The 25,786-nt window shown below is 40.3% G+C and carries 25 protein-coding genes, 1 tRNA gene and 1 pseudogene; 8 read left to right on the top strand and 19 right to left on the bottom strand.

The features are described 5' to 3' along the window. Positions 1-32 precede the first annotated feature (32 nt). The 4 genes from TI10_RS10100 to TI10_RS10085 form a co-directional block, all read right to left on the bottom strand. Positions 33-989 carry a fimbrial protein gene (locus TI10_RS10100; RefSeq protein WP_049583178.1) on the bottom strand — a complete coding sequence of 319 codons (957 nt, stop codon included), beginning with the start codon at positions 987-989 and terminating at the stop codon, positions 33-35. A 27-nt stretch (positions 990-1,016) separates the two neighbouring features. Continuing rightward, entirely contained in the window at positions 1,017-3,497 is a 2,481-nt protein-coding gene (locus TI10_RS10095) for a fimbria/pilus outer membrane usher protein (protein ID WP_244161559.1), read from the bottom strand. Positions 3,498-3,520: 23 nt separating this feature from the next. After that, positions 3,521-4,189 carry a fimbrial biogenesis chaperone gene (locus TI10_RS10090; RefSeq protein WP_049583176.1) on the bottom strand — a complete coding sequence of 223 codons (669 nt, stop codon included), beginning with the start codon at positions 4,187-4,189 and terminating at the stop codon, positions 3,521-3,523. 66 nt (positions 4,190-4,255) lie between these two features. Then, positions 4,256-4,765, bottom strand: a complete 510-nt coding sequence (locus tag TI10_RS10085; RefSeq protein ID WP_049583175.1) for a fimbrial protein — start codon at positions 4,763-4,765, stop codon at positions 4,256-4,258. A gap of 1,611 nt (positions 4,766-6,376) precedes the next feature. On the opposite strand from TI10_RS10085, the gene TI10_RS10080 reads away from it, so the two are divergent. Then, entirely contained in the window at positions 6,377-7,135 is a 759-nt protein-coding gene (locus tag TI10_RS10080) for an SDR family NAD(P)-dependent oxidoreductase (protein ID WP_208599776.1), read from the top strand. A 102-nt stretch (positions 7,136-7,237) separates the two neighbouring features. Here the strand turns inward: TI10_RS10080 and TI10_RS10075 are convergent, their stop codons facing one another. From TI10_RS10075 to TI10_RS10065, 3 genes are all read right to left on the bottom strand, one after another. Next, positions 7,238-7,975, bottom strand: coding sequence for a hypothetical protein (locus TI10_RS10075; RefSeq protein WP_049583174.1), 738 nt, complete (start codon positions 7,973-7,975; stop codon positions 7,238-7,240). Positions 7,976-8,178: 203 nt separating this feature from the next. Then, entirely contained in the window at positions 8,179-9,075 is an 897-nt protein-coding gene (locus tag TI10_RS10070; protein WP_049583173.1) for a LysR family transcriptional regulator, read from the bottom strand. 318 nt (positions 9,076-9,393) lie between these two features. Continuing rightward, positions 9,394-9,930 (bottom strand): hypothetical protein, encoded by a 537-nt coding sequence (locus tag TI10_RS10065; protein WP_049583172.1) that lies wholly within the window; start codon positions 9,928-9,930, stop codon positions 9,394-9,396. Between the two features lie 322 nt (positions 9,931-10,252). Between TI10_RS10065 and TI10_RS10060 the strand changes: the two are divergent. Beyond that, positions 10,253-10,471, top strand: a pseudogene (locus tag TI10_RS10060) (tyrosine-type recombinase/integrase); the annotation flags it as partial. 385 nt (positions 10,472-10,856) lie between these two features. Here the strand turns inward: TI10_RS10060 and TI10_RS10055 are convergent. The 4 genes from TI10_RS10055 to mutY form a co-directional block, all read right to left on the bottom strand. Further along, a tRNA-Phe gene (locus tag TI10_RS10055) sits at positions 10,857-10,932 on the bottom strand. A gap of 153 nt (positions 10,933-11,085) precedes the next feature. Further along, the gene (gene mltC, locus TI10_RS10050; RefSeq protein ID WP_049583169.1) at positions 11,086-12,159 is read right to left on the bottom strand and encodes a membrane-bound lytic murein transglycosylase MltC; all 1,074 of its coding nucleotides are present in this window, start codon (positions 12,157-12,159) and stop codon (positions 11,086-11,088) included. A 63-nt stretch (positions 12,160-12,222) separates the two neighbouring features. After that, positions 12,223-12,495 carry an oxidative damage protection protein gene (locus tag TI10_RS10045; protein WP_049583168.1) on the bottom strand — a complete coding sequence of 91 codons (273 nt, stop codon included), beginning with the start codon at positions 12,493-12,495 and terminating at the stop codon, positions 12,223-12,225. A 30-nt stretch (positions 12,496-12,525) separates the two neighbouring features. Then, positions 12,526-13,566 (bottom strand): A/G-specific adenine glycosylase, encoded by a 1,041-nt coding sequence (gene mutY, locus TI10_RS10040; RefSeq protein ID WP_049583167.1) that lies wholly within the window; start codon positions 13,564-13,566, stop codon positions 12,526-12,528. Positions 13,567-13,807: 241 nt separating this feature from the next. Here mutY and trmB point away from each other — a divergent pair, with 241 nt between their 5' ends. The 5 genes from trmB (at position 13,808) to TI10_RS10010 (ending at position 17,819) form a co-directional block, all read left to right on the top strand. After that, positions 13,808-14,527 carry a tRNA (guanosine(46)-N7)-methyltransferase TrmB gene (gene trmB, locus TI10_RS10030; RefSeq protein ID WP_049583165.1) on the top strand — a complete coding sequence of 240 codons (720 nt, stop codon included), beginning with the start codon at positions 13,808-13,810 and terminating at the stop codon, positions 14,525-14,527. Then, positions 14,527-14,853, top strand: a complete 327-nt coding sequence (locus TI10_RS10025) for a YggL family protein (protein ID WP_049583164.1) — start codon at positions 14,527-14,529, stop codon at positions 14,851-14,853. Before trmB ends, TI10_RS10025 begins: the two co-directional genes overlap by 1 nt. A 205-nt stretch (positions 14,854-15,058) precedes the next feature. Further along, positions 15,059-15,985, top strand: coding sequence for a glutaminase B (gene glsB / locus TI10_RS10020; protein WP_049583163.1), 927 nt, complete (start codon positions 15,059-15,061; stop codon positions 15,983-15,985). Positions 15,986-16,013: 28 nt separating this feature from the next. Further along, the gene (locus TI10_RS10015) at positions 16,014-16,736 is read left to right on the top strand and encodes a YggN family protein (RefSeq protein WP_049583162.1); all 723 of its coding nucleotides are present in this window, start codon (positions 16,014-16,016) and stop codon (positions 16,734-16,736) included. 117 nt (positions 16,737-16,853) lie between these two features. Further along, positions 16,854-17,819 (top strand): siderophore ABC transporter substrate-binding protein, encoded by a 966-nt coding sequence (locus tag TI10_RS10010; protein WP_049583161.1) that lies wholly within the window; start codon positions 16,854-16,856, stop codon positions 17,817-17,819. A 566-nt stretch (positions 17,820-18,385) separates the two neighbouring features. On the opposite strand, the gene TI10_RS10005 is transcribed toward TI10_RS10010, so the two are convergent. The 6 genes from TI10_RS10005 to TI10_RS09980 form a co-directional block, all read right to left on the bottom strand. Beyond that, positions 18,386-19,048 (bottom strand): hypothetical protein, encoded by a 663-nt coding sequence (locus tag TI10_RS10005; RefSeq protein ID WP_049583160.1) that lies wholly within the window; start codon positions 19,046-19,048, stop codon positions 18,386-18,388. A 583-nt stretch (positions 19,049-19,631) separates the two neighbouring features. Continuing rightward, positions 19,632-20,762: a radical SAM family heme chaperone HemW gene (gene hemW / locus TI10_RS10000; protein ID WP_049583159.1), complete on the bottom strand. Its 1,131-nt coding sequence runs from the start codon at positions 20,760-20,762 to the stop codon at positions 19,632-19,634. Then, complete coding sequence (locus tag TI10_RS09995) at positions 20,755-21,348, bottom strand: XTP/dITP diphosphatase (protein ID WP_049583158.1); 594 nt, start codon at positions 21,346-21,348, stop codon at positions 20,755-20,757. The genes hemW and TI10_RS09995 overlap by 8 nt, the downstream gene beginning before the upstream one ends. 26 nt (positions 21,349-21,374) lie before the next feature. Continuing rightward, a complete protein-coding gene (locus TI10_RS09990) occupies positions 21,375-21,923 on the bottom strand; it encodes a YggT family protein (RefSeq protein WP_049583157.1) in 549 nt (182 codons plus the stop codon). Between the two features lie 18 nt (positions 21,924-21,941). Beyond that, positions 21,942-22,763 carry a pyrroline-5-carboxylate reductase gene (proC, locus tag TI10_RS09985; RefSeq protein ID WP_049583156.1) on the bottom strand — a complete coding sequence of 274 codons (822 nt, stop codon included), beginning with the start codon at positions 22,761-22,763 and terminating at the stop codon, positions 21,942-21,944. Positions 22,764-22,788: 25 nt separating this feature from the next. Further along, a complete protein-coding gene (locus tag TI10_RS09980; protein WP_049583155.1) occupies positions 22,789-23,484 on the bottom strand; it encodes a YggS family pyridoxal phosphate-dependent enzyme in 696 nt (231 codons plus the stop codon). Between the two features lie 21 nt (positions 23,485-23,505). Between TI10_RS09980 and TI10_RS09975 the strand changes: the two genes are divergently transcribed. Next, entirely contained in the window at positions 23,506-24,543 is a 1,038-nt protein-coding gene (locus tag TI10_RS09975) for a type IV pilus twitching motility protein PilT (protein ID WP_049583154.1), read from the top strand. Between the two features lie 217 nt (positions 24,544-24,760). Here the strand turns inward: TI10_RS09975 and ruvX are convergent, their stop codons facing one another. Both ruvX and TI10_RS09965 read right to left on the bottom strand, forming a co-directional pair. Continuing rightward, positions 24,761-25,183, bottom strand: a complete 423-nt coding sequence (gene ruvX, locus TI10_RS09970; RefSeq protein WP_049583153.1) for a Holliday junction resolvase RuvX — start codon at positions 25,181-25,183, stop codon at positions 24,761-24,763. Beyond that, entirely contained in the window at positions 25,184-25,747 is a 564-nt protein-coding gene (locus TI10_RS09965) for a YqgE/AlgH family protein (protein ID WP_036814730.1), read from the bottom strand. It abuts the gene before it with no gap. Positions 25,748-25,786: the final 39 nt, after the last annotated feature.

The following is a 25,786-nucleotide window of genomic DNA, read 5'->3' as shown; positions in this document are numbered from 1 at the left end:
ATAATTTAAGTTAAATTGGATGGTTTGTAAAGCTATTTGTATTCAATTGTAAAGTGTATTGTTGCGTTAGCTTTTCCGCCGGTTACTTTATCATCTATTTGGTAATAATGGGCAGTAAGCGGTAAATAGTAAAGATCTTTTTCACCTCTCCATTCAGTGATAGCAAGAGATGTATCCATATAAACAGGATTATGGTTATGTAACAATTGAACACCAATACCTTTGGCTGTTTTTCCCTCGCTGTATTGATGTAGTTTAACAATGCTATTTAGACTTGGACTCACTACTTCTCCTGTGAACCTAATAGTGGGGATATTTTTATCTTTACATTGAATGAGAATATGAAAGTTATTACGACCAGCAGTAGAGCCTCTTCCTTTAAATGAAGAAGTATTAATCCTTCCAAGTTTTATTTCTTTATAGGGTGTGGATGTCATACAGCTTTGACTGCCAATTATATTGTCCTTATTATATTTGATATTTATTAATTTTTTACCATCACTTGTTGATAAAGAAGATATCAACCCTCTTTTTAGTATGGAGCCTGATTTGATATCATTTGTTTGAATAAGATTAATTGTTATTTTACCGATATCTCTTAAAGTTATTTTTCTATTGATGCCACCCTTCCCATCTCCATCATAAGATACGGAAAAATATAAATTCTCTACACTGGTTTTTATCCAATCACTCTCTTTGGAGAGTCCTATTCTACCTGATGTTGTTTCGAAAGAGATATTTTCATTATTATCACAGATAGCAATGGTTGAATCGGCTTTAATCCCTATTTTGTTAGCCAGTTCCATAGGACCGTATTCAGCGATGGTAATATGTCTTCGAATATTATAGTCTGCATTGATAATTTCATTTATCTCAACATTTAAATCAATTGCTTTAAATTCATTGCTTAATTTACATGAGGCAATTGATTTTTTAATATTGAGTAGTGTTAGTAATAATGTTGCTAATATCATTAACTTATTTTTCATGCTTTCCCTAGATAAATACTATTTTAATCACTGACAACGTAATGAGGTCAGAATAATACCATTAATTTTTTGATATAATTTACTATCGAATTTAATATGACAGCTTTGTTTATCGCCTAAATCGGCTGCTAATTTTGCAGTGTCACTCACGCCACTCAGGAAGACTTCTCCCCTTTCATTCACCATACCATTAACACCATTTGGGCCAGTGATTATTGTGCCGAATGGGAGTTTTTTATCGTTATGTCGTAAAGTTAAAAATACTCGATGACCAACACGAATAGAATAATCTGCCAGCACCAATGCCCCTTTGGTTGGAATGACCTTAGTGGTTGGATTATCAATATCTACGTCATCACCGAATGTATTGGTATCAAGAGATAACATATTTTCCCGATATTGCGATATATAAGGCACGACGGTATATCCTCGCCAATCTGTACTGATAGATGTATTATTCAGTACTTTGGCATTGGTTGCCCCAGGGGCACGAATTAAGGCGCTGGCGCCGCTTTCGCTAATATTTTGCGCCAAGGTAACCCCATAGGGATGGGCAATAATCGCTCCCTCTAATCCATAATTAACCCGCTGATTTTTTCTATGATCAGTGGTGTAACCTACATTCATTGAACCATATGAGCCTCTGTAATATAAACTGGCGGCATTACCAGATTCTTTTTCTTTCTCTGATTTTTCGTAGCTGTAATTTTGAGAAATGGTATAGTTCAGATTCTGTTGTTCCAGTAAGGAGCCGGATAATGTCATTGAATGCTGGCTGCTACCGCGGGTGTTATAAGAGGTATCATAATCTACCGATGCACTGTGATTGTTTGATGGCAGCCATTTATCCAGAGGAATACTGATATTGAATGAAAACACTTGATCGTTATTAATGCTTGAGCGATTACGGTGGTAATTGTAGCTCAATGACAAAGAGATATCACGAATATTGGTATTATAGGACATAGAATATGACTGATTCTTACTGGTTTTATCTTGCCAGTAATCTTGCTGCCAGGCCGATAATGAAAGACTGCCATATTGTCCTAAGCTTTGGCCCATCGTTATTTGCATCCGGTTTTTAGGCGCGCTATTTCTGTTATTATCAGCAAATTGGGGGTTATTATTGGCATCGCTAAAGCTGTAATAACCGTTGGTATTGTAGCGATAACCCGCTAATGTCACCGTTGTATTGGTTTCAGTAAAACCTTTACTGTAGCGTATCTGATAAGATTGTCCGGTTTTCTTTTCTCCGTTTGGGAGATGGGTTGCTGCGTTGGTGACATCGATTGATACCGCGCCAATTTTTCCCAGATTATGCCCTAAACCTAATGCATGGCTTTGATAGTCGGGAGAAACAATGATTCCACCATAAATTGTAGTGCTATCCCATAACCCGTAAATAGCTTCTGTCTGGATAAATCTTTTTTTACTGGCTTGTTTGCCACCGCTGAATTTACCAATATTAGCAAAATACTTCATTTGGCCGGCACGGATCATTAATGGTGAGGCAGCAAAAGGCTGAGTAAATCTTCTGACTTTACCATTTTCTTCATAAATAGATATTTCCAGATCACCATTTAGATTACTGGGGTAAATATCGGTAATTTCAAAGGCACCGGGTGGAACAAAAGTTTGATAAATAATATTATCTTTCTGGTGCACTTCTATTCTTGCGTGAGTCATAGCAATACCACGGACGACAGGCGCAAACCCTTGCTGACTATCCGGCAACATTTGGCTATCAGACATCAATTTAATGCCATTAAAAGTGAAACTATCGAATACCATGCTATCGGTGGTTGTTTCTCCTAATACCAGACGGGATTTTAATGGACGAATATCCCGTTCAGCATAGGCTTTAAGTGATTTCCATTCAGATGTTGTACCCGTATGGTTGTAGTAACTATTATGACGAATTCGCCACGGACCTAAATTAAAGCCGCTACGTAAATTCAGATATTGATTCTGTTCAGTTTGATTTTTATTCCAGGATTGCATTCCTGTCAGATGATAATTGGTGAAAAACATCGGCAAGCCATCATCCCATTGATCAGGAGAGATATCTCCCCTGATTTGCGATTGCATGGCAGCCTGGGGAAAATTCAGGTTCAAAGTAAGTTGACTTAAATCCAGTTCTGCTGACGCCTGTTTAATATATTTCTCTGGTTGAGAAATGATTTCTTGTTCAGCAAGGGATGCTAATTCAGGGAAGCTTGCTATTTTTACCCCGATTTCTTTCAGCAAACTGATAGATAATTCAGGGCAAAGTTTCTCACTACAGTCAATAAAGGATAGGCTTTTAATGCCAATATCCTTTTTATTGACGATAACGTTAACTTTATAGACACCTGGAATGTAGGAATCTGTTTTTGCCAGACTTTCCAGATTAATATTTTCTCTGTCTTCATCTGATAATTGTAATGCATTTATATCGAAATACAGATCTGCATATGCTGGCAACGATAAACAACAAATCATTAAAGCAAAACTGATTACTCTTTTCACAATACACTCATCAGACAATATTATCAGAAATTAAACTGGCGCTCTTCTGTTGTGCCACCGTAATCGTTGATAGCAGTCAGAGTCACGTTTTTTATGCCATTTTTGGCTGAAAATACCTTTTGACTAAAAGGGGGAATAAATCCGGGTCTAGGTATTAATGTTCCGTCAATTTTCATCTCATTAAGATTAATGTAATAAGCCGTGGGGTTAGTTAGTTGAACACCATTGGCATGACGTGATGCTTCCAAACGATTAATGGCATCATTAGCATCGTTATCAGATAACCCTGATGGGCGATAAATCAATTTGATAATGTTTTTTATCGTGATGATCATCTTGCTATTGTCATTTTTTTCAACCGCCGGAATCGCATTGACATTAAGTAAAAATATCGATTCCCGATCTGCTGGCAGTTGATTGCCGATATATGAAACTCGAATCTGGTGTTCGCTCTCTTTCGACATTTTAAACAATGGTGGTGTAATAACGAACGGTACTTTATTTTGACGGTTATCGATATTATCTACCCACGATTGTACAAGATAAGGTCTTTCTGTATCCGAATTGGTGATGGAAATTGTGGCTTCTTTTTGTGAGCCATTATAGATCAGGCGAGTTCCACCTAAAGTAATCCCTGCTTGTACTTGTCCCATGAAAAAGACAAGCAAAAAGGGAGTAATAAAGCGAAGCATTTTTACTCCTTTAGTTATAAATAATATTTTTTTATAAGTTAGCTTTGATAAATTATTTAACTGGTTTTATGGGTATATAAGTGTGAAGTTTACGTCTGACCTAATATCACCATTACCGACAGTAGCATGGGTTGATTTTAAATTTGCTATAAGAGGGATATTAGCATTTTTTTTTGCAATTGAATAACCTGATACTTCTGCATTGGCGTCTATTTTCTCTTTACTATCTTTAGTCAGTTCAATACCAACCCCAGAAACATTGCTAGAATACAAAGTACTATCATTAGAATCTGTCGCTCCAAAAAACTTGATACCTATAGTTGAACCGGGGCAATTAGTTAAATTAATTGTAAATGATTGAGAGGCAGCTATGGTTCCTTTTGTGCCCTTAAATCTTTCTTTTGGTATTTTACCAAAATTAACTTCTTGAATTCCGCTACTACCACTGCTAATAGTACAGCCGCTCTCAAGAATAGTACCTCTAAATTTAATTGTTCCATCATAAGATAACGCATTGAAACTACTAAAAATCCCTAATATTGCCACTAAAGAAACCAAAATAAAATTCTTTTTCATTTAAAAATACCTTAATAAATACGTGTTTTAGTCCTGTTTGTACAATAGAAATATACATCTAACCATTATTGTAGTTTAATGGTTGATGATATCATTAAAGTCATTTTCATCACGGTATATAATGCAATCGCACTTTTAACCATTTTTTACATATATCTTTAATTTATCCTGATTTAGTCATCATTTCTCACCATGTTATAGTCTGTATATTTATGTTCATATTGTTGATAATAAATTTTTGATATTGATTTTTTTATAGAAAAGAATGATTTTTTCTCTGAGATATCATCTATTACTGTAAACTTATTCGTGTTATTAATAATGATTCTTATTTTTATTAAGATGCCTAAAATCCCACAGCATGATAAGTACCATATTGATAGCAAAATTCTTGTAAAGGATTGCTAATAACGTAGTGAAAAGTTCTTATTAGGCAAGGTGTATAGCACATATGGATAAACTTATCTTCACTATTTTTATTGAAATGGAGATTCCATAGCGATATTAACAAAAGTAATCTATAGCTACTCAACGCACTAGTATCTTACTCAAAGAAAGTGAATATTCCGATTGGGCAAACCGTAATACGTAATGTCATCGTATCAACGATATTAATACGATCGGATAAATTGCCATCTTAACTGTGATTAAGATAACGAAAATTTCTTCTTATTTTTCTTAGGATTTTAAGTTGATTTCCAATTCAGAGTTTCGTCTTTGCTTTAGGTCTATTCTCACTCGACGGAAAACAGTATTAACTAAAATATGATCTTTTTCAACAAGTTAAACAAAAAAATAGTATTTTTTTTGCAATTAATTAAAATTTCTTTTTATTTCATTGTGTTATAAAATTAAATTAATCGATTGATTGAGTTAATTTAATCAAGAAATAATAATGATGTTTATTTAATGTCTTATTTTTCATCATGATATAAATTAGACAAATTGATTCATTTTTGTCTTATTATTAATTCGGATATTCTATTGTTATCGATGTGGTTGTATATTTCATCGTCAAAATCATTAATCACAGTTTTAGTCATAGAAGAAATTAATTGGGCCGGAACCACTGTGTTAACAGCGGTTAATCTGTGTTATCTGATGTGTGCGTTTAGTAGTTTTATCTGATTAAGCGACGTCGAAATAGCCAGTAAGTTACGTAATGAAAAATTAGGTCATGTGCAATGTTGAGAAGTGACAAAAAAGACTGTAATGATTGACATTCTACTATTTGAGTTCGACCTCCTGTCATTGCAGATAGTTTCTCAGCATTTGATCTGTCATGTCGAAGAGTGGAGATAATAAATCTCGCATCTTTTGGTGGAAAACCTATTTTGGTCATACGGCTGACAATGGACATATTTTTTGCTAGTTTCTTTCAGCGGCAATGTTGTTATTTCAACGGATATTATTTTTTCACTACACGACGATTATCCTAATTGCTGAAATATCATCGGGGCCTGTTTGTTATCCATATGAAATAGTGATAACGACATAACGCTATTTCCCACAGTCAAATCTGGTGGAGTATGGGGGAGGTATTTACGCAGCTTTTCCCCGCGTATCTGGATTTGTGACGAATTTTGAAGATACATCAATGAGGGTAATAATATGATTCGATTTGAAGATAAAGTTGTCATTGTTACCGGTGCAGGAAGCGGTATTGGGGAAGCCACAGCAAAACGTTTTTCACAAGAAGGGGCCATTGTTGTATTGACAGGGCGGAACACTGACAAGCTCAAGCGTGTATGCAGTGAATTGCCATCCAGTAAGGCATTGGTTATTCAGACAGATGTTACAGATCGAGAATCGACCAAGAATATGGTTGATGAAACCGTCAGGCATTTTGGCGGAATAGATATTCTGGTGAATAATGCAGGTATGTACCGTGCTGGTGATTTATTAAGCCTCTCGTTGGAGGAGGGAGATCAGGTGCTGGCCATTAATCTCAATGGGGTAACCAACTGTAGCTATTTTGCTTTGCCTTATTTGCTGAAAAGCAAAGGATGTATTGTCAATAATGCGTCTGTGTCGGGGCTAGGCGCTGATTGGGCAGGTTTACATTATTGCGTGGCAAAAGGTGCAGTGGTTAACCTGACTCGTGCTATGGCGCTGGATTATGGTTCACGAGGTATTCGTGTCAATTCTGTTTGCCCCAGTCTGGTGCTTACGTCGATGACTGAACGTTTTGGCGATGAGATCTTGCATCAGTTCAACGATCGAATTCCGTTGCAAAGGGCAGCAACGCCGGCCGAAGTTGCGGCAGCCATTACATTTTTAGCGAGCGAAGATGCCAGCTTCATTAATGGGGTGAACTTACCGATAGACGGTGGGGTTACCGCATCAAATGGTCAGCCCCATTTTAATTGAAGATATTGTCGATCCACTATAGTTACATTATTTCAGAAGTAACAAATCATTTCAGAAGTAACAAACCGGCTGCGCATGAAGCGCCAGCCGGAAAATGAGCTTTTATTTGACTAATTTCGGCATATCACCACTGAAATCAACCCACGGGTTGGTGCCCAGCATCTCTGCGCCATCAACACTTGGTTCGTCATAGCGCATAACGAAATGCTTCGGCCCGTGGGCAAATGCCACGGTCAATCCATCCTTAGCATCCAGGAACCCAGCGTGCATTCCGAGTCCGGGATAGCTGAGACGCCAAGCAGGATCACCCGCTTCCACGCGTCCTATCGATAGTTTTGCAATTACGCCGTCCGGTAGACGGAAGAACCAGGTCCACGGACCGCCAGCTACAACCGTCATGACTTCATCAATACCCATCCCGTCTTCAGAGCTGTTTACGTGCAGTCTGCCGAATTTTTCGAGAACGGTTTTTCTGGCTTCAACCGTAATTGCTTTCATATCGTAGACTTTGGGATAAGGGGCAACACCTACTTCCGACGTCGATAGAAAACCGCCGCGGTGAGCTTCCGGTTGACGACCAGCCAGTCGGATTTGCTCCAGGAGTTCTCCGCGGTGTAAAGGGAATAGCGAAATCAGCTTCTCGCTCTCTTCCCCAGTGATCGCGCGCGTTTTTGATGCTTCAAGAATAGGTTTGGCTTCTTCGGGGATCGGTGTTGTACTGACCCGGACGCCGATGGAAAATAAAATTTTGTTGACGTTCTCAATGCCAATGGTCGGCTGACGTCCATCAAGATAAGACAGGACAAGATTTTCTGATGTTGAAATAACGGAATTGTTCATATTTACACCTTCTCAATTTTGATGTAACCGGTAAATTCATTTGCAAAACCGAGTATAGGGAGATGAATAGTTTATTAAAATGTCTATTATGTGAAAATATTATGCACTGATAGTAAACAATTTTAATCCCCTCTCTGATATAACCATTATGCAAGGCGAGGGCTGTGATTCTGTAATAGAGCGTCCGTTAAAATCACGAGATATTAGCAGGTTTCGTCCAGCGCATTGACAAGGAAATCGATAAAAGCCCTAGCCTTGATAGAACGTTCTTTATGAAAAGGTTGTATGGCATAAAGTGCCTGCGTGTCTGCTTCCCATTCAGGAAGCAGTCTGACAAGTTCCCCTGACTGTAGCTCATCAATGACCAGTAATTCAGGTAGTAAAACCACGCCATGTCCGGCAAGGGCTGCCTGTTTGAGCGCAAGTCCGTTATTCACCACATAGGTTCCGGGCTTAAGGTCAACGACTTTCACATCATTTTGATTGTGAAACATCCAGCGTCGTGGAGAAGAAGATAAACTGTAGATAAGACAGTTATGAGAAGCGAGATTTTCAGGGATGAGTATTTTTTCAGAAGCCTCAATATATGTTGGTGAGGCACATAAGACTCGGGGCACTTTTATCAGCTTCCTGGAGCGAAGGCTGGAGTCGCTTAATTCACCTCCCCCACGTATCGCAACATCTATTCCATGCTCAATAAGATCGATATATTTATCAATCATAACAACTTCGACCGAAATACCGGGGTGAGCATGCATAAACTGGCATATCAGTGGATTTAATTCCTTTAGCCCTATCGACATTGGAATACTCACTTTTATCGAGCCTGTCAAAGCGTGAGAAGTTTCCATCACTGATAAGTCAGCATTCTCAAGCTCATCCAGGATGTTGCACACCTGATGATAGTAATTCTTGCCGCTTGCGGTTATGTGCATGCTTCGGGTTGTTCGGTTAATTAGGGGGCTTTTAAGATGCGCTTCAAGCTCATTGATATTCTTACTGATAGCAGCCTTGGATAAGCCTAGATCCTGGGCGGCGGCTTTAAAGCTGCCTAGTTCCACAACACGTCGGAAAACGCTGATTGCTCTTAACTTGTCCATAAGCACCACTATTGGATGAGTTTAACTGATAGGTGTATTAATAAACTGAGATAAAAAATTATATTTGACCATATGTTATTTTATTTTAGTGATAATGAAACTCATGCGGCAACATTTAAAGCATATGATCGGGTAAATACAGCTAATCAAATTACCCTGCTAGGTGATAAAACCGGATTAATGAGGAAAATGGATTGCATAATTCTTCATCATGAAAAAAACAAACCTCTTTAGCGAGGTTTGTCGGCGGTCTGAATGGCTGTGATTTCTCACAGCCATTGCTTTTGCGTCACGTTGCCAGTGTTGGCTGCTAAGCGATCAATTTGCTGCGTTGCCTGCAAGTTTCTTCAACTCTGCAAGAATCGCGTTATACAACTGCTCGACGGTAGCAATATTAACCAGCGCAGCGTTGACAGGGGAAGCGATCTTTCCGTCTTCCAGCTCTCCTTTTCCCCCGCCATAATGGATTGTTGCTACAATTTTACTGTCCGGTGAAAGACGGTTGCATTTGCGAAACGTATAGTGATCACCTCGTGCCGCCTTATTATCGAACGGGTACCGTTCAGCGGTGGGCGGCGCTTTCGTCACCAGGAGCACTGTACCCGCGGCGCTCAATGAGACGATTAATCCACATGAGTTCCACAGTCGGTTATGCCAGCGGGGCTCATAAGCGGGCTGGCTAGGATCTCTAAGCCAATTCAGGATTACCGACGTTGGCGGGATCAGTGCGCCTCCATCTTTGCCTTCTCCTTCAATGTCCATGAAGGCGTAGGCCGCTCCCCCAGTCGCAGTACCATAGCGGCACCCGAGATTATTATCAAATATGTACTTAGCTTCTATGCGTGTTAGTGACATGACTGTTTCCTGATTGTATCTGTCTTGTCCATGAAATGGACTTTAGTTGTGTTAGTGGTTTAAATGTTAACTATTATTAATATTTTTTGTCGTCGATATCTCTCTTTCGGATTGTTTCCCCTCCCTATTTGCTGTTGGTGTTAGGCTGGTAAATGCCCATAGAAAAAGGTTTTACCACTTTGCAAGGGAATGGCTGTGCCCTATTTCAGGTCTTGTATAACATTACAAAAGGTATAGGGTTAAAGATAAAATACGTCAATGCTTATAATATATTTATTTGACGTAAGCATACCGGCCGCGCCGTATTGGCGATGATTAAGCGGTGGGCCCCCACCGTTTCCGGCATACTTTGGCAACTGAACTGATGAAAGCGCCTGATCGTAATTTGCAAATGGTGCGCGGATTACTGGGGCATCGCAGTATTACGACTACGATGGAATATATTGATATCAATCTGGATATTGCCGGGCGCGCGCTGGAGCGAGAGTTGATGCTGTATATTGATGTTGAGCCAGAAAGAGGCGAAATGCTAATCGGATAAAACAGAATATTCTCGCTGTTGTCTGAATTTGCCTTTTTCTACATAAATAATTCCCTGTTGCAAGATGGGGAATTTTTTTGAACTGATGCAGTCTCCCAGAATTAACCTTCTTCTAACCAATCAGGAAATCTTAACAACCGATATACAACATCGTGTTAATTAATTCATTGATTTTGGTTTGGGCTGCTTGACAGTTGCAATAGAACTTGTAAATATCTCTCTCGAACGAAAAAAGGACATCTGATTTCTCAGATATCCTAATCTTAGAACCTTTATACTTATATCTAAGTAGCGCAAGACTGATCAATCTACAATTATGCACTTTTAGGTTCCGATATCGAACGCCCGTTGAGTCTTCTCATCTCTCAACCAACGCTCTTTGATATGGTGCCCGGAGGCGGAATCGAACCACCGACACGAGGATTTTCAATCCTCTGCTCTACCGACTGAGCTATCCGGGCAACGGGGCGCATTAAACCGTATTCGGTAGAGCTCGTCAATAGATTTCTTTGGAAATAGTGATTTGTGCTTTGAAATTATTCGACTAGCTAGAAATATAGGCAAAACAATAACGGAGAGTAGAAAAAATTGCTCTCCGTTATTTTCTTAATATTTTAATGATGATAGCTTTTCTGGGCAGTATTGACTTTCATCAGGTAACGACGTGATTCTGCCGATGGATGTTTAGTTGTCAGGGTTTCATAAACATCACCCGGCGCCATTTTATTAATAATTTGAGCCGCTTTTTTCTTATCGCTAGAAAATACCCGTAATACACTACCTGCACCACCATTGTAAGCCGTTATTACCGCGTAACGGCGAGATGTTGCGTTAGTGATGTCACCCAGATAATTGTTCTGTAATATCGATAAATATGCTGTGCCGGCATCAATGTTATTTTCTGGATCAAATAGATAACTACGGCTTGGTTGCCCTGATTTACCTTTCAGCTTAAAGACATCACGGCCAGCAGTATGTTGTATAACTTGCATCAATCCAAGTGCATCAGAACGGCTGATTGCATAGGGGTTGAAGCTGGATTCTATTTGCATAATTGCCAAAATCAGCGATTCATCTATGCCATATTTAATGGAAGCTTGACGAATCAGCGGCAGGTATTTATGAGCACGTTTGTCCAAATGGTTTGGTACCAGTTGCATAGTGACAGACCAAATGACATGTAAACCAGATTGGCGTTTTTGTAATTTGTTGGCAATCAGATAATCTGCAAAGTGTGTTGCTCGCCATTCCCAACGAATCGGTTGGCCGTTATTGTCCGTAACTTGTCCGTAAAGAAAGGGTTCTTTACTGATCTGAATATCGTTAGTATCAGAGTAAAGATCAACTGAGCCTGGATCATCACCCATTAATAAGGTCGTGATAATGGCCTTACGTAAATAGGTTGTAGGGTCAGTTGGCGAAATTGTCTCAATCGTGATCGTTCCAGCTTCAAAATTGATATGGCTGCGAGTCTGGTATTGATCGGTATATTTTACGTAATCTTTTGGACCGGCAATTAATACTTCATGCAAGCCCCAAATGTTCTCAATGTTATGAGCAAACTGGCCCATCAAAATATCAAAACCATTGGTATCTTTTATATATTCTTCACGGTATTCACGATTTTTGTGGCTGGTACAGGAAACAAGAATTGGGGCAATAACAAACAGCGCTAACAGTTTTTTCATCTTACATTGCCATTTGGTGTTGAATACAACATCAGAGCCGTTGGCTCTGATGAAAGCTAAATATTATTTTTCTGGCGGGGTATATCCATCAATTTGAATATCATGACCTTCGAACAGGAATTTAGTCATTTCCTGTTCAAGCAATTTACGATCTTCCGGGTTCATGGTGCTGAGTTTTTTCTCATTGATCAGCATGGTTTGTTTGCTCATCCATTGTCCCCACGCTTCTTTGGAAATTTCATTGAAAATGCGTTTGCCCAATTCGCCCGGATAAAGCTGAAAATCCAGTCCTTCGGCTTCACGTTGTAAGAAAGTACAAAAAACAGTTCTGCTCATAATAAATCCTCAAAATAGCGGATATGGGATTCAGCTCAGTTGCTGTAATAAATATTCAACTGGCGCTGCCAGCCCAACAGTTGCGGGTTGCTGTAAGTTATACCAAAGTCCTGTATTTTCATCCATGCAGGTAGTGAAGGATAAAATATTTATTTTTATCGGCACAATATCTAGATGAAAATGGCTAAATGTATGGCGGAATGCGGTGAGTTGTTCATGTTTGCTGTGAGAAATACCGGATTGTTCTAACCAGCCATTTAGTAAATCCATGCTTTCAAACTGAGGAAACGCAAACAAACCACCCCAGATTCCCGTTGGTGGGCGCTGTTCTAACCAGACGGAATTATGATTCTGCATCAGCAGGAAATAGGCTGTTTTCTCGGGAATGCTCTGTTTAGGTTTTTTACCTGGATATTTTGTCCAGCTATGGTTAGCGTAAGCAATACATCCTTGATTTAATGGGCAGATTTCACATTTCGGCTTGCTGCGAGTGCAAACCATTGCACCTAAGTCCATCATCGCCTGATTAAAATATTCCACTTCTTGTGCCGGCGTTACATTGGTGCTGATTTGCCAGAGGCTGCTTTCAACCTCTTTTTTACCGGGCCAACCTTCCACGGCATAACAGCGGGCCAATACCCGTTTAACATTGCCATCAAGAATTGGGAAATGTTTACCTTGAGAAAGTGAAAGGATTGCGCCTGCTGTTGAACGGCCAACACCAGGTAAGGCGACAACATCTTCAAAAGTTGTCGGGAATTTACCTTGATGCAACTCCACAACCTGCTGTGCTGATTTATGTAAATTACGAGCACGAGCGTAGTAACCCAGGCCGGTCCATAAATGAAGGACTTCATCAAGGGGGGCTGCGGCAAGTGAAGTCACATCGGGAAAACGTGAAATAAAGCGCTGAAAATAGGGAATGACCGTCGCAACCTGAGTTTGTTGCAACATCACTTCTGAAAGCCAGACGTGATAAGAGGTCTTTTCCAGTTGCCAGGGCAGGGTTTTGCGACCATAACGATGGTACCAATCCAGTACCACTGCGGAGAATTGCTTTGCTTCCATCATTGGGATAATTGTCTTTAGGGAAAATCAGTGTTTCGTGAATAGGATTGCAACATAGTGTAACCTCGCTGTAAACCGGAACTTTGTTTTCGTAGCGCTACGCAATTTCGTATTAAAATTGTACTTGTCACGATCGGACTTGCTAAAATCGCCCATCTTTGGATAATGCGCTCTCTTTAGGTGGTTTGCTGGTAAAGCAGCCATAAACGGCTGAATAAATGCCTTTGAAACTGACAGAAATACCATGATAAATAACGTAATTTCGCCGGAGTTTGATGAAAATGGCAGGGCGTTGCGCCGTGTTAGAAGTTTTGTTCGTCGTCAGGGCCGGTTAACTAATCGTCAGCAACAAGCGCTTGATAATCTCTGGCCAAAAATAGGTGTTGAATATCAGGCTGAAAAGTTGGAGCTGGCAGCGCTTTTTGGGCGAGAAGTGCCTGTGGTGCTGGAAATTGGCTTTGGCATGGGGGCATCGCTTGTCACAATGGCAAGTCAGAATCCAGAAAAAGATTTTATTGGGATTGAAGTTCATGGACCTGGCGTCGGCGCTTGTCTGGCTTCCGCAGAAGATGAAAATATCGGTAACTTGCGGGTGATGTGCCATGATGCGATTGAAGTGCTGGAAAACATGATCCCGGATAATAGTTTGGAAATGGTACAGCTTTTCTTTCCAGATCCGTGGCATAAAGTACGTCATAATAAACGAAGGATTGTACAACCACCATTTGCTGAACTGATAAGAAGCAAGTTGAAAGTGGGTGGCGTATTCCATATGGCGACTGACTGGCAGCCATATGCTGAGCATATGTTGGAAGTGATGAATGGCGTAGATAATTACCTTAATTTGTCTGAAAATGGTGATTATGTACCGCGTCCATCTTCACGCCCGATAACGAAATTTGAATTGCGCGGTCAGCGGTTGGGGCATGGCGTGTGGGACATAATGTTTAAGAGGATTAAGTAATGGCTAAAAACCGCAGTCGTCGTTTGCGTAAAAAGATGCATATTGATGAATTTAAGGAATTGGGTTTTTCTGTTAAGTGGAGTTTCCCATCTAATACACCTGTAGATATTATCGATAGCACTGTCGATGCGTTTATTGATGAGTTGATTGAATCTAATGGTTTAGCACTAGATGCCAGCGGTTATCTGCATTGGGAAGGCTTAATCTGTTTGCAAAAAATTGGTATGTGTACAGAAGAGCATCGCCAATTGGTTGAAAAGTGGTTGAAGGATCGCGGTATGGAAGATGTCATGACCTCTGAATTGTTTGATGTTTGGTGGGATTGATTAATTTATATCCTGATTTCAAGATGCATTGAGACGGCAAGAGAGCGAATCCCCAGGAGCATACTAACTATGTGACCGGGGTGAGCGAGCGCAGCCAACAAAGAGGCAACTTGAAAGATAGCGGGTATATCGCTATAAAATATCTTGCATGAATCATAACAGGGGCGCTGGTGATTAATGAGTGCCCCTGTCTGGAGTAAAATCAGTGAGTACAACGTTCTCTAATGCGTTATTGTCGGATATTTTGCGACAAGTTCGTCCCCTGATTGGCCAAGGGAAAGTGGCAAATTATATTCCTGCACTGGCGGAAGTTCCTGCTGATAACCTGGCAATAGCTATCTGTACCATCGATGGGCGGATATTTCATGCTGGAGATGCTGAGAAGCGTTTTTCGATTCAATCTATTTCTAAGGTATTAAGCCTGACTTTAGCCATGACGCGCTATCAGGAACAAGAGATCTGGCAACGGGTTGGGCAGGAACCCTCTGGTCAGCCGTTTAACTCGTTAGTTCAGTTGGAACTGGAAAAAGGCAAACCCCGTAACCCTTTTATTAACGCGGGTGCATTAATTGTATGTGACATGTTGCAGTCGCGATTGAGTGCGCCTAAACAGCGTATGTTGGAAGTAGTGCGCAAACTTGCTGGTTGTCCTGATATTTGTTACGACAGCAAAGTTGCTCGTTCTGAAATGGAACATTCTCACCGCAATGCGGCGATTGCCTATCTAATGAAATCCTTCGGTAATTTCGATAATGATGTGCTCGCGGTACTGCAAACTTATTTTCATTATTGCGCTTTGAAAATGAACTGCATTGAGCTTGCTAAATGTTTCATTTATTTGGCGAATCAGGGGAGTACGATAGGTTCTGCGCAGCAAATCCTGAGTCCTCGTCAGGCTCGGCAGATAAATGCGCTGATGATGACTTGTGGTATGTATGATGGTTCCGGTGAATTTGCATTCAGAATCGGTATGCCGGGAAAATCTGGCGTTGGCGGTGGGATCGTATGTGTCGTACCGGGAGAGTTTACAGTTGCTGTCTGGTCACCGGAGTTGGATCGATCGGGGAACTCTTTAGCGGGGTGCGCTGCCCTAGAATTGTTAGCCGATCGTGTTGGGCGATCCGTTTTTTAACTCTCAGGTGATTTTTTTAGGAGAAAACATGTTACGCAAAATTATCATTGTTGCATCTTTGCTATTTGTTGCTCAGACTCAGGCAGGTTATGAATGCCAGGTAAATCCACAGAATGACATTATTATTACTTCTCAATCAGTTCAGGTTGTGGGGGCAAGTGGCAATCTCCAGATTTCACCTGATGGTTCAGTAATTCGAGATGGTAAGAACTTAAATTTAAATACTGAACAGCGTCAGAAAGCACAACGTTATCAGCAGGCTTTGCGGCAGGATTTGCCTTGGATTAAACAAGAAACCGGAAAACATCTGATAACGGCACGTAAATCCTTGGATAAAGTGGTAGTAGATACTATCGGTAAGGATAGCAATGTGCGTAATCGGTTGTCTGATCTTGAATCAGAGCTTAATCAGCAAATAAACCGAATTATTGAAACTCGTTCTGATGGTATGGCATTCCACCATCAAGCGATTAAGCAAGTTGAAAAAGATGGCCGTAGCTTAATTGAGCAAAGTCTTGGTGGGGTTTTGCAGGATAGTATTAATGAGATTGGCAATAAACAATTTAGTCTGAATGGTGATAATAATCAGGCATTACAATCGTTGCTTGGTAGTTTGGGTGGATTGCAGAATAATTTGAAAGCTGAATGGCGGGTTCAGGAAGAAGATTTCCAGCGTTTTGGCAAAGAGGTTTGTGGTAAGGTCAGTGGCCTTGAGCAACAAAGAATTGAGTTACTGAATTCTATTAAATAATTGCTAATAATTACAAATAAGAATCAATTTCAAATTGATTCTTATTTAGATTGACATATTTTTTTCGCTACCTAGAATGCAAATGTTTACTAAATATCCTTTCTTGGAGTGCGATATATGAAAAAGATAATCCCTGTCGTTCTGGTATCGTTATTTGCCATTGCAAGCCATTCCGCATTTAGTCAGAAATCTGCTGTAGTTACACCAGATGTAGCTACACCAAATGTAGTTACAGCTCAGGCTAATGATAAGATTACAGTTAAGCATCTTTCCGGTGAAACTGAGGTCAAAAAGAATCCTCAGAAAGTTGTTTCATTTGATTTCGGTATTTATGATTCATTAGTTAAATTAGGTTTATCAGATAGGGTTGTTGCATTACCTACTGGTAATACGCCTGAATATCTCCGTAATAGCTTACCTAAAGGGGTAGAAAATGCGGGGGGTATGAAAGAGCCAAATCTGGAAAAATTGGTTCAGCTTAAACCTGATTTAATCGTTATTAGCGGGCGTCAAACTCCTTTCTATGAAAAGCTGTCAAAAATAGCCCCGACAATTAATTTGGGTATTGATAGCAAAAATTATCTGGTTTCAGTTGAAAATAACATAACGTTATTAGGTGAATTGTTTAATAAACAGAGTGAAGTTAAAGATCAGCTTGTTGAACTGGAAAAAACCATTGCGAAAGCTCAGGATAAAGCTAAATCTGCTGATGCAAAAGTTTTAGTATTGCTGCATAACGCAGGTAAATTAGTGCTGAACGACCAGAGCGTAGTGTATGACGTGGTTAAGGCACAGAAAGCGGAATTATCTATTCCTGCTGGTGAAGATAAAAATAAATTCGTTGTAGTGACTCCTGAGATGATTGCTAAAGCTAATCCTGATGTGATTCTCATTATTGACCGTAGTGAAGCAATTGGTGCAGGTAAGCTGAACAAAGAAAAATTCGAAGATGATAAAATAAAATCTACTTCAGCGTATAAGAATGGCAAAATCACTTACCTGAAATCTGATTTGTGGTATTTATCGGGTGGTGGTTTGGAAAGCTTAACTGCGCAAGTTAATGCTGTAGCTGATGCACTTTAATCAGGTCATGTGCCATTTTGAATTTGAATAGTAAATAGTGATTGCAGTTCCACAATGGATTGTTCTAGGTTTGGTCTGACAGTTATCGGTTGTTTTATGCTGGTGGCTGTCAGATTTTTGGTTTAATATCGTACAACAATGATTTGTCGTTTGGTTATTGTGTTTACATCTTACCCGATGGGTGTATTATTCTATGAGTAATTAGCTTATTATTCGTATTTCCAGCATTAAAAATTAAAAATATAGATAAATTTTTTCTGCTCGAAATAATGTCTTATTTATTTATAAAATAAAACTTTAATCTGTTATAATATATGGTGTGGAAATAATTCAATTATTAATAAATGATAAATATATTTGTGCTATATATAATTGAACAGAAAAATTATTTGTAGATGCTAATGGTAATTATTATATTGAATCTACAAGGTAAAAACGTTATTTGTTTTATATTTTAGTAGCTGATTTATTTGAGTTTATAATATGAAGAATGATATTTATATTGAAAGGAACTTATAATAAATAATAAGTTCCTTGATAATTTGATTGGATTGCAGATAAAGGTCTTACAGACAAATATCAACTGCGTTTACAGAGTCAAGTACCAATGTGGCTATAGCAGGACCTTCCAGTGCTATTTCTGCAATAAATGCAACTCCACCTGTAGCAAACCATATAGTTAGTTGTGCTATGGCGGTTATCCCAGTAATAACCCAGTCGTACCAATGCATTGACTCCTTTAAGGAGTTAATTATTCCAGAAATACCTATATCATTCTTAACTTCAGAAATTAATGACCAAGTATTTTTTGATTTATCAATAATAGAAGGAGAGTTTTTAAGGTCTTTAACTATAGTAAGTAATTCATGTATAGCATCATGACCTAATTTTTTCAATAATACTTGCGTAGCTGAATGCCTTTCAGATTCATGTATGCCCATGAATTTGAATGCAAGACTAAAAGCGCCAGCGACAACTGTACCAATTGCAAGAATGCATTGAGATACACCTGCATACTCTATTGGTTTTAATATTCTATCAGTGTTAGTTGGTGCTGAATTATTAAAATGCAATCTCTTGTAAGCATCATTTACAACCATGTCAAAACTAATATTTTCTTTTTGATGGTCAGAAAGTTGATCATAAAAATCTTTATAATATGGAGTCAGTGCTGTAGCTAGGTCTTCTTTGGATAAAGTATATAACATTTCTTTATTTTCAATGTTCATTTTTTACCCCAATCAAAGTGAAATTAAAAATAATTTTTTAAATGTTCGTGCTTATAAATAGAAATTCAATCAAGCACAAATTAAATATAGTCGTATTTGAGGAAATTTAAATGATATTATTGTGTCGTAATTCACATATATTAAAAATTAATATTATGTGGAATGTTTTTTTATTAAATTTTAATTAATTCGCTTGTTGATGATCGATATTAACTACTATCTATATGAGTAAATATATTTATAGGAAAGATTCATAAATATTTATATTATTGTTTTTATATTATATTTGTTGATTTGTTTTTATACACATTGAATTTTCTTATTAAAAATTAAATTGTGAATTATTATTTCAATATTAATACCTTGGTTAATTTGTAATTTACATATTGTTTAAATTTGGGGGGATAACTAGCCCGCCGAAAGGCGAAGGAATTCGACACTGGACAATTAGTCGCTAGGAGCCCTTACTGAAGTTCAGTAAGGGGCAATGTGTTATAAATAAACTCAAAACCAATGGCGGTATACAAGTTTATGCACGAGATGATCTTTGTGAAACATGGATTTTCCGAAAGCAATTCTTGTACTAGAGAAATAGTTCCAATAATGAATTTAGGAACAGTTTACCTTTTTGCGTAATTTGCCAGTGTGTTGCTGTTTCAGAGAGATAACCTGCTGCTAAGGCTTGCTCAATTTGAGCACGGATTGAGGTCTCAGATAACCCGGTGAAATTACTGAAATCTTGTTTGGGCATCATTTCCAGTAGACGGAATCGGTTCATAAAAAATTCAAATGGCCGATCTTCATTTTCTACTTGATTCTGTTTGTCCAGATAGCGTCCTTGCATATATCCGCGGGGATGTTTGGTTTTCACTGTACGCAGAATACGGCCATTTTCAAATGTGATTTTCCCATGAGCGCCACAGCCAATACCAAGGTAATCCCCAAAGCGCCAGTAGTTGAGATTATGCTGGCATTGATAGCCTGGTTTGGCGTAAGCAGAAGTTTCGTATTGCTGATAACCTGCTGCTGTCAGTAATTGGTGACCTTGTGAAAAGATATCCCATAAAGCATCATCGTCAGGCAGAACGGGAGGGCGAGAGCCAAAGCTGGTATTAGGCTCGATAGTCAACTGATACCATGAAAGATGTGGTGGTGATAACGCGATTGCCTGACGCAAATCATCCAGTGCCTCATCAAGGCTTTGGTTCGGTAAACCATGCATTAAATCCAGATTAAAACTGCGTAGCCCCAGATTAGCGGCTAAATGCGCTGCCCGTTTGGCTTCATCCGGTCCGTGAATACGTCCAAGGCGTGCCAGTTTATCCGGGCTGAAACTTTGCACGCCAATGGATATTCGGTTAATACCCGCTTGCTGATAACCACTAAAACGGTCGGCTTCCACAGTACCCGGATTGGCTTCCATAGTAATTTCAGCTTGCGGCGATACCGGTAGGAGAGCACGGACACCATCCAGCAATTGTTGCATTGCCTGTGAGCTAAGCAGGCTAGGGGTTCCACCACCAATAAAGATAGTGGTAACTTCCCGATCATTGACCATTGGCAGATCCGTTTTCAGATCTGCCAATAAATGGTCAACATATTCCTGATGCGGAACGTCGCCTCTCAAAGCGTGAGAGTTGAAATCACAGTAAGGACACTTTTGCACACACCAAGGAATATGGATGTAAAGGCTCAATGGTGGAAGTTTAAGCATTACCTAGTGTATCCAACATCATCTTTAGTGCCTGACCACGGTGCGAAACGGCATTTTTTTGTTCACCAGCTAATTCAGCCGCAGTACAGCCTAATTCGGGTATGTAGAAGATGGGATCATAACCAAATCCACCATTACCGGCAGGTTTACGAGCGATAATTCCCGGCCAGCGGCCATGAAATACCAAAGGAGTTGGATCTTCCGCGTGGCGCATATAAACCAACACACAGTTAAACTGTGCTTGACGTTGATCGTCAGGAACATCTTTCATCGTATCCAGCAATTTTTCCAAATTTTGCTGGTCGGTGGCATTCTCACCTGCATAGCGGGCTGAATAGATACCCGGAGCGCCGCCAAGGATGTCTACGGATAGACCAGAGTCATCGGCAATCGCCGGTAGGCCGGTAATTTGTGCGGCGTGACGGGCTTTAAGAATGGCATTTTCAATAAATGTTAGCCCGGTCTCTTCGGCTGAATCTACGCCTAATTCAGTTTGAGCAACAATATCCAGACCAAAATCAGCCAGTAATTGTGCCAGTTCACGAACTTTTCCGGGATTACCGGTTGCCAGAACGACTTTTTGCATTATTTTGAATCCAATTTAATTCTTATTTACTGTATTAGCCATGAAAGAACATCAGCGCGAAGATAGTTCAGTGCGTAGAGGATCAAAATGACGATCATGGCTGAAAAATCAAGGCCGCCCATTGTTGGGATTATACGGCGGATAGGCGCCATCAACGGTTCTGTCAGTTGCATCAGAACATAGTCAATCGGATTGCGCCCCTGGCTTATCCAGCTTAGTAAAGCACGTGCCAGCACTAACCAAAATACTAGTTTACCTGCTGCTGTCAGCAATTCGATTAACCCGATAGGGATGAAAAGTGTGAGGAAAGCAACTGTACCGGTACTGAACCAAAGTTGCATGGTTAATTTAAACAATACCAGAACGTAAGCGATAACAATGGAGGCAGTATCGAGCGAGCCAATAGCTGGTATAACTCGGCGTAATGGCCGAACGATCGGTTGCGTCATTTTCACAATAAATTGGGCAAATGGGTTATAAAAATCACAACGAGCCCATTGCATCCATATACGAAGTAATAAAACAGCGATGTATAAATCCAGAACTGTGAACAGAATAAAGGTTAGAAATTGCATTTAGCAGCCTTGATAAAATTAAAATTGTTTTTCCATTTCCTGTGCCCGGCGAATAGCCGCTTGCATAGCGTTGGATACGGTTTCCGGCAATTTGCCTTCATAAAAGATACGTAGTGCTTCCGCAGTAGTACCGCCTTTAGATGTTACCTGTTCACGCAGGGTTGCAAAAGGGAGATCTACATTTGATGCGGCCAGTGCCGCAGAACCTATTGCCGTTTGCAAAACAATTTCACGGGCTGTTTGGCTATCAAAACCTAAACGTTCTGCTTCCTGTTGCATTGACTCCATAAATAGGAAGAAATAAGCGGGTGCGCTGCTTGCTACGGCGAGAATGTTATTGATGCCGTTTTCATCTTTTAACCAGCAGGTTTTACTGACGCTGTTCATTAATGCTTGAGTGAAATCGCGGTCAGACTGGCTGACTTGTTCAGATGCGAATAATCCACTCAACCCCTGACCAATTAATGCCGGTGTGTTTGGCATGATACGGACAATATTGAGTTTGTCTTGTAATAATGCACCGAAACGTGCAACGGAAATACCTGAGGCGATAGACAGAACCAGTTTGTTACTGAAATCTACGTTTTCTTTCAGAGGCTGACAAACCTCTGCCATCACTTGCGGTTTTACCGCTAGAACGATAACGTCGGCTTCTTGTGCGTAGCGAATATTATCACTACCGCTGTTAATGCCATACTCTTTTGCTAGTGCATCACGGCGAGTATGACTTGGTGCGCAGACATTGATTAACTCAGCAGAGTACCCTCCTTTTACTAATCCGGCTATGATGGCGTGAGCCATATTACCTGCACCAATAAAGGTAATTTTACGTTTTTCCATTAAATACCTCGTAGCGTTGAAATGGTTAATTGTGATACTGACGCGCACCAAAAATTGCTGTTCCAATTCGTACTAATGTGGAACCACAATTAATGGCAGCAGCCATATCATCAGTCATCCCCATTGAGAGGGTATCTATTTGAGAATATTTAGTTTTCAAGTTAAGGAAGACTTGTTCCATTTTCCTGAAGACCGCTAATTGCCGTTCATAGTCAGGTTCTGGCGCTGGAATTGCCATTAAACCGCGGAGCTTTACATTCGGCAGTTTGTTCACTTCGGCTGCCAGCGTTGATAATTCATCAAGTCGAATACCTGATTTGCTCTGTTCATCACTGATATTTATTTGAATAAGAATATTCAACGGTTCCATTCCTTCCGGGCGTTGTTCGCTCAGGCGTTGTGCTATTTTGAGGCGGTCAACGGTGTGGCACCAGTTAAAATTTTCTGCCACCAAACGGCTTTTATTAGACTGTAACGGGCCGATAAAGTGCCATATCAAATCATTACGATTTGCAAAATAGGCAATTTTTTCCAGACCTTCCTGCACATAATTTTCACCAAACTGGTGTTGCCCGGCAGCGATTGCTTTTTCGATATCTTCCACAGGTTTGGTTTTACTGACTGCAAGCAAGGTAATTTCTTCTGGAGCACGTTCGCATTTCTGTGCGGCAATGGCTATGTGGGTCCTGACATCTTGTAAGTTTTGTTCAATATTGTTCATGGTGACTCAGGAGATTAAAAAATGAATATGGATAAGCTAGTGGCCCTTAGTGTAAAACATAATGCTTCAGATCTGCATCTTTGTATTGGACAAGTTCCTGTATTACGTATAAATGGAGTGCTTTGCCCGCAAACTCAACTGCCATCGGTAAATAATCTATTATTGGAGGAGTGGAGTAGACAGTGTTTATCAGAGAATCAACGACAACAGTTATTAACTGGCGGACATGTGGATTTTGCGCTGGAGACAGAAAATGGCCAACGATTGAGAGGCAATATCTTTCGTCAGCACTCTGGGTTGTCAGCCGTTTTGCGTTTAATTCACTCTCAGTGTTCAACTCTGGAACAGCTAAAAGCACCTGAAATTATCCGTGAAATGGCTTTGCGGGAAGAAAGTGGGTTGATTCTGGTGACTGGCGCTACAGGCAGCGGGAAGTCGACAACGTTAACGGCCATTGTGGATATGCTGAACAGCCACAGTTGTCAGCATATTATTACATTGGAAGATCCCGTGGAATTTATCCACCATAGCCGCAATTGTCTGATACAACAGCGACAAATTGGATTGGATTCGCCCAGTTATCAGGACGCGCTGAAAGGGGCTCTCCGGCAAGATCCTGATGTATTGTTGTTGGGTGAGCTGCGGGATAAGGAGACAATACGCTTGGCGTTAACTGCGGCAGAGACTGGGCATCTGGTATTGTCGACTTTGCATACCAGAGGTGCTGTACAAGCAATTGACCGGTTGGTAGATATTTTCTCTGCTGAAGAAAAAGGGTGGGTACGTAGTCAGCTAGCAGGCAGTTTGAAAGCTGTGATAGCACAGCAATTAGTCTCCGCACAGGGAGGTGGGCGAGTCGCTGTATATGAAGTATTGGTGGTTAATCAGGCGGTGAGTCATCTGATACGAGAAGGAAAAAATCATCAAATAACAACGCTTATGCAGACGGGCGCTGCCAGTGGGATGCAAACCTATGAGCAGGGCTTGCAGCAGCGTAAATTGCAGGGATTACTGGCAGAGCAAACGGAGAGGAAGATTAACGAAAATGCTATCAGTTAATCGTGAGTCGTGGTTATACGGTTGCTGTTAATTGATCGCTGTTACTGTGAGTTGATCGTTATTGCACTATATCCGTTATCTACCCGTTATCTTTCAAGTTGCCCCTTTGTTGGTTGCACTCACACAACCCGGTCACATAGTTAGCTATGCTTCCGGGGATTCGCTCCCTTGCCGTCGCGATGCATCTTGAAATTCATAGGGTATATTAGCTATTACGTTATAAATAGTGCTGTTCAAACCAGCTTTCCAGAATGATAACAGCGGAAGTAGCATCTACTTTTCCTTTACTTAAGGCTTTATAACCACCTCGGTCGAACAGATTAGCGCGGGCTTCAACAGTTGTCAGGCGTTCATCCTGGAGTTGGACTTGTACTCCAAACCGGCCATGTAGCCGGTTTGCAAATTTACGTGCTTGTACTGTGACTAATTGCTCAGTGCCATCCATATTGAGGGGAAGACCAACGATAACCAGATCGGGTTGCCACTCTTTAAGCAATTTTTCGATTTGCTGCCAATTGGGGATACCCTCTGTGGCTTTAAACGAGGTTAATGCTCTGGCGGTACCCGTGATTTCTTGTCCGATGGCTGCGCCGATGCTGCGGGTGCCAAAATCGAAAGCCATTATTGTACGGTTACTCATCTATGCATGTCCTGCTTGTGGCGCAATATTGTAGATATTGATACCAAGCAAAGAGGCTGCTTCACGCCAGCGGTCCGCAATGGGTGAGTTGAAAATAATATGTGGATCAGCGTTTGCTGTTAGCCAGCTATTCTCCATTATCTCTTTTTCAAGCTGGCCTTTTTCCCAACTGGCATACCCCAACGTGACCAATATCTGTTTTGGTTGGCGTGGTGTACCCAAGGTTTCCAGGACATCTTTGGATGTGGTGATCATTGTGTCATCGGAAATTTTAATGCTTGAACTGAAACCGGGTCTGGGAGTGTGCAATATAAAACCATGATCTTCAGCCAGTGGGCCGCCAGTCATGACAGGTTTGTTTAGACTGATGCTTTCATCCCGATCTTCTGGTGATATTTTCAGCTTTTGTAAAACTTTCCGAACAGAGATTTGCTCAATGGGTTTATTTATCACCAATCCCATTGCCCCATTTTCGTTGTGTTCACAAATGTAAACAACTGAGCGTTTGAAATAGGGATCAGATAATGAGGGCATGGCGATAAGAAAATGGTGCTGTAGATTCATTTTGTTTCTAGTAATTAACCTGGCTATGTAAGGATTCTT

The sequence above is a fragment of the Photorhabdus luminescens subsp. luminescens genome (assembly GCF_001083805.1).
Taxonomy (GTDB): Bacteria; Pseudomonadota; Gammaproteobacteria; order Enterobacterales; family Enterobacteriaceae; genus Photorhabdus; species Photorhabdus luminescens.
The sequence above is the reverse complement of the archived record's forward strand: the minus strand, read 5'-3'. Positions and strand labels throughout refer to the sequence as shown.

Bases quoted from the DNA above. Each gene is read 5' to 3' on its own strand.
- TI10_RS10090 (WP_049583176.1), bottom strand. From the start codon at position 4,189: ATGCTTCGCTTTATTACTCCCTTTTTGCTTGTCTTTTTCATGGGACAA.
- TI10_RS10075 (WP_049583174.1), bottom strand. From the start codon at position 7,975: ATGAACAATTCCGTTATTTCAACATCAGAAAATCTTGTCCTGTCTTAT.
- proC (WP_049583156.1), bottom strand. From the start codon at position 22,763: ATGGAAAAACGTAAAATTACCTTTATTGGTGCAGGTAATATGGCTCAC.
- TI10_RS10085 (WP_049583175.1), bottom strand. From the start codon at position 4,765: ATGAAAAAGAATTTTATTTTGGTTTCTTTAGTGGCAATATTAGGGATT.
- TI10_RS10065 (WP_049583172.1), bottom strand. From the start codon at position 9,930: ATGTCACTAACACGCATAGAAGCTAAGTACATATTTGATAATAATCTC.
- TI10_RS09980 (WP_049583155.1), bottom strand. From the start codon at position 23,484: ATGAACAATATTGAACAAAACTTACAAGATGTCAGGACCCACATAGCC.
- TI10_RS09965 (WP_036814730.1), bottom strand. From the start codon at position 25,747: ATGAATCTACAGCACCATTTTCTTATCGCCATGCCCTCATTATCTGAT.
- TI10_RS10080 (WP_208599776.1), top strand. From the start codon at position 6,377: ATGATTCGATTTGAAGATAAAGTTGTCATTGTTACCGGTGCAGGAAGC.
- mltC (WP_049583169.1), bottom strand. From the start codon at position 12,159: ATGAAAAAACTGTTAGCGCTGTTTGTTATTGCCCCAATTCTTGTTTCC.
- TI10_RS09995 (WP_049583158.1), bottom strand. From the start codon at position 21,348: ATGCAAAAAGTCGTTCTGGCAACCGGTAATCCCGGAAAAGTTCGTGAA.
- ruvX (WP_049583153.1), bottom strand. From the start codon at position 25,183: ATGAGTAACCGTACAATAATGGCTTTCGATTTTGGCACCCGCAGCATC.
- hemW (WP_049583159.1), bottom strand. From the start codon at position 20,762: ATGCTTAAACTTCCACCATTGAGCCTTTACATCCATATTCCTTGGTGT.
- TI10_RS10005 (WP_049583160.1), bottom strand. From the start codon at position 19,048: ATGAACATTGAAAATAAAGAAATGTTATATACTTTATCCAAAGAAGAC.
- TI10_RS10045 (WP_049583168.1), bottom strand. From the start codon at position 12,495: ATGAGCAGAACTGTTTTTTGTACTTTCTTACAACGTGAAGCCGAAGGA.
- TI10_RS10100 (WP_049583178.1), bottom strand. From the start codon at position 989: ATGAAAAATAAGTTAATGATATTAGCAACATTATTACTAACACTACTC.
- TI10_RS10015 (WP_049583162.1), top strand. From the start codon at position 16,014: ATGTTACGCAAAATTATCATTGTTGCATCTTTGCTATTTGTTGCTCAG.
- trmB (WP_049583165.1), top strand. From the start codon at position 13,808: ATGATAAATAACGTAATTTCGCCGGAGTTTGATGAAAATGGCAGGGCG.
- mutY (WP_049583167.1), bottom strand. From the start codon at position 13,566: ATGATGGAAGCAAAGCAATTCTCCGCAGTGGTACTGGATTGGTACCAT.
- TI10_RS09990 (WP_049583157.1), bottom strand. From the start codon at position 21,923: ATGCAATTTCTAACCTTTATTCTGTTCACAGTTCTGGATTTATACATC.
- TI10_RS10025 (WP_049583164.1), top strand. From the start codon at position 14,527: ATGGCTAAAAACCGCAGTCGTCGTTTGCGTAAAAAGATGCATATTGAT.
- TI10_RS09975 (WP_049583154.1), top strand. From the start codon at position 23,506: ATGAATATGGATAAGCTAGTGGCCCTTAGTGTAAAACATAATGCTTCA.
- TI10_RS10010 (WP_049583161.1), top strand. From the start codon at position 16,854: ATGAAAAAGATAATCCCTGTCGTTCTGGTATCGTTATTTGCCATTGCA.
- TI10_RS10070 (WP_049583173.1), bottom strand. From the start codon at position 9,075: ATGGACAAGTTAAGAGCAATCAGCGTTTTCCGACGTGTTGTGGAACTA.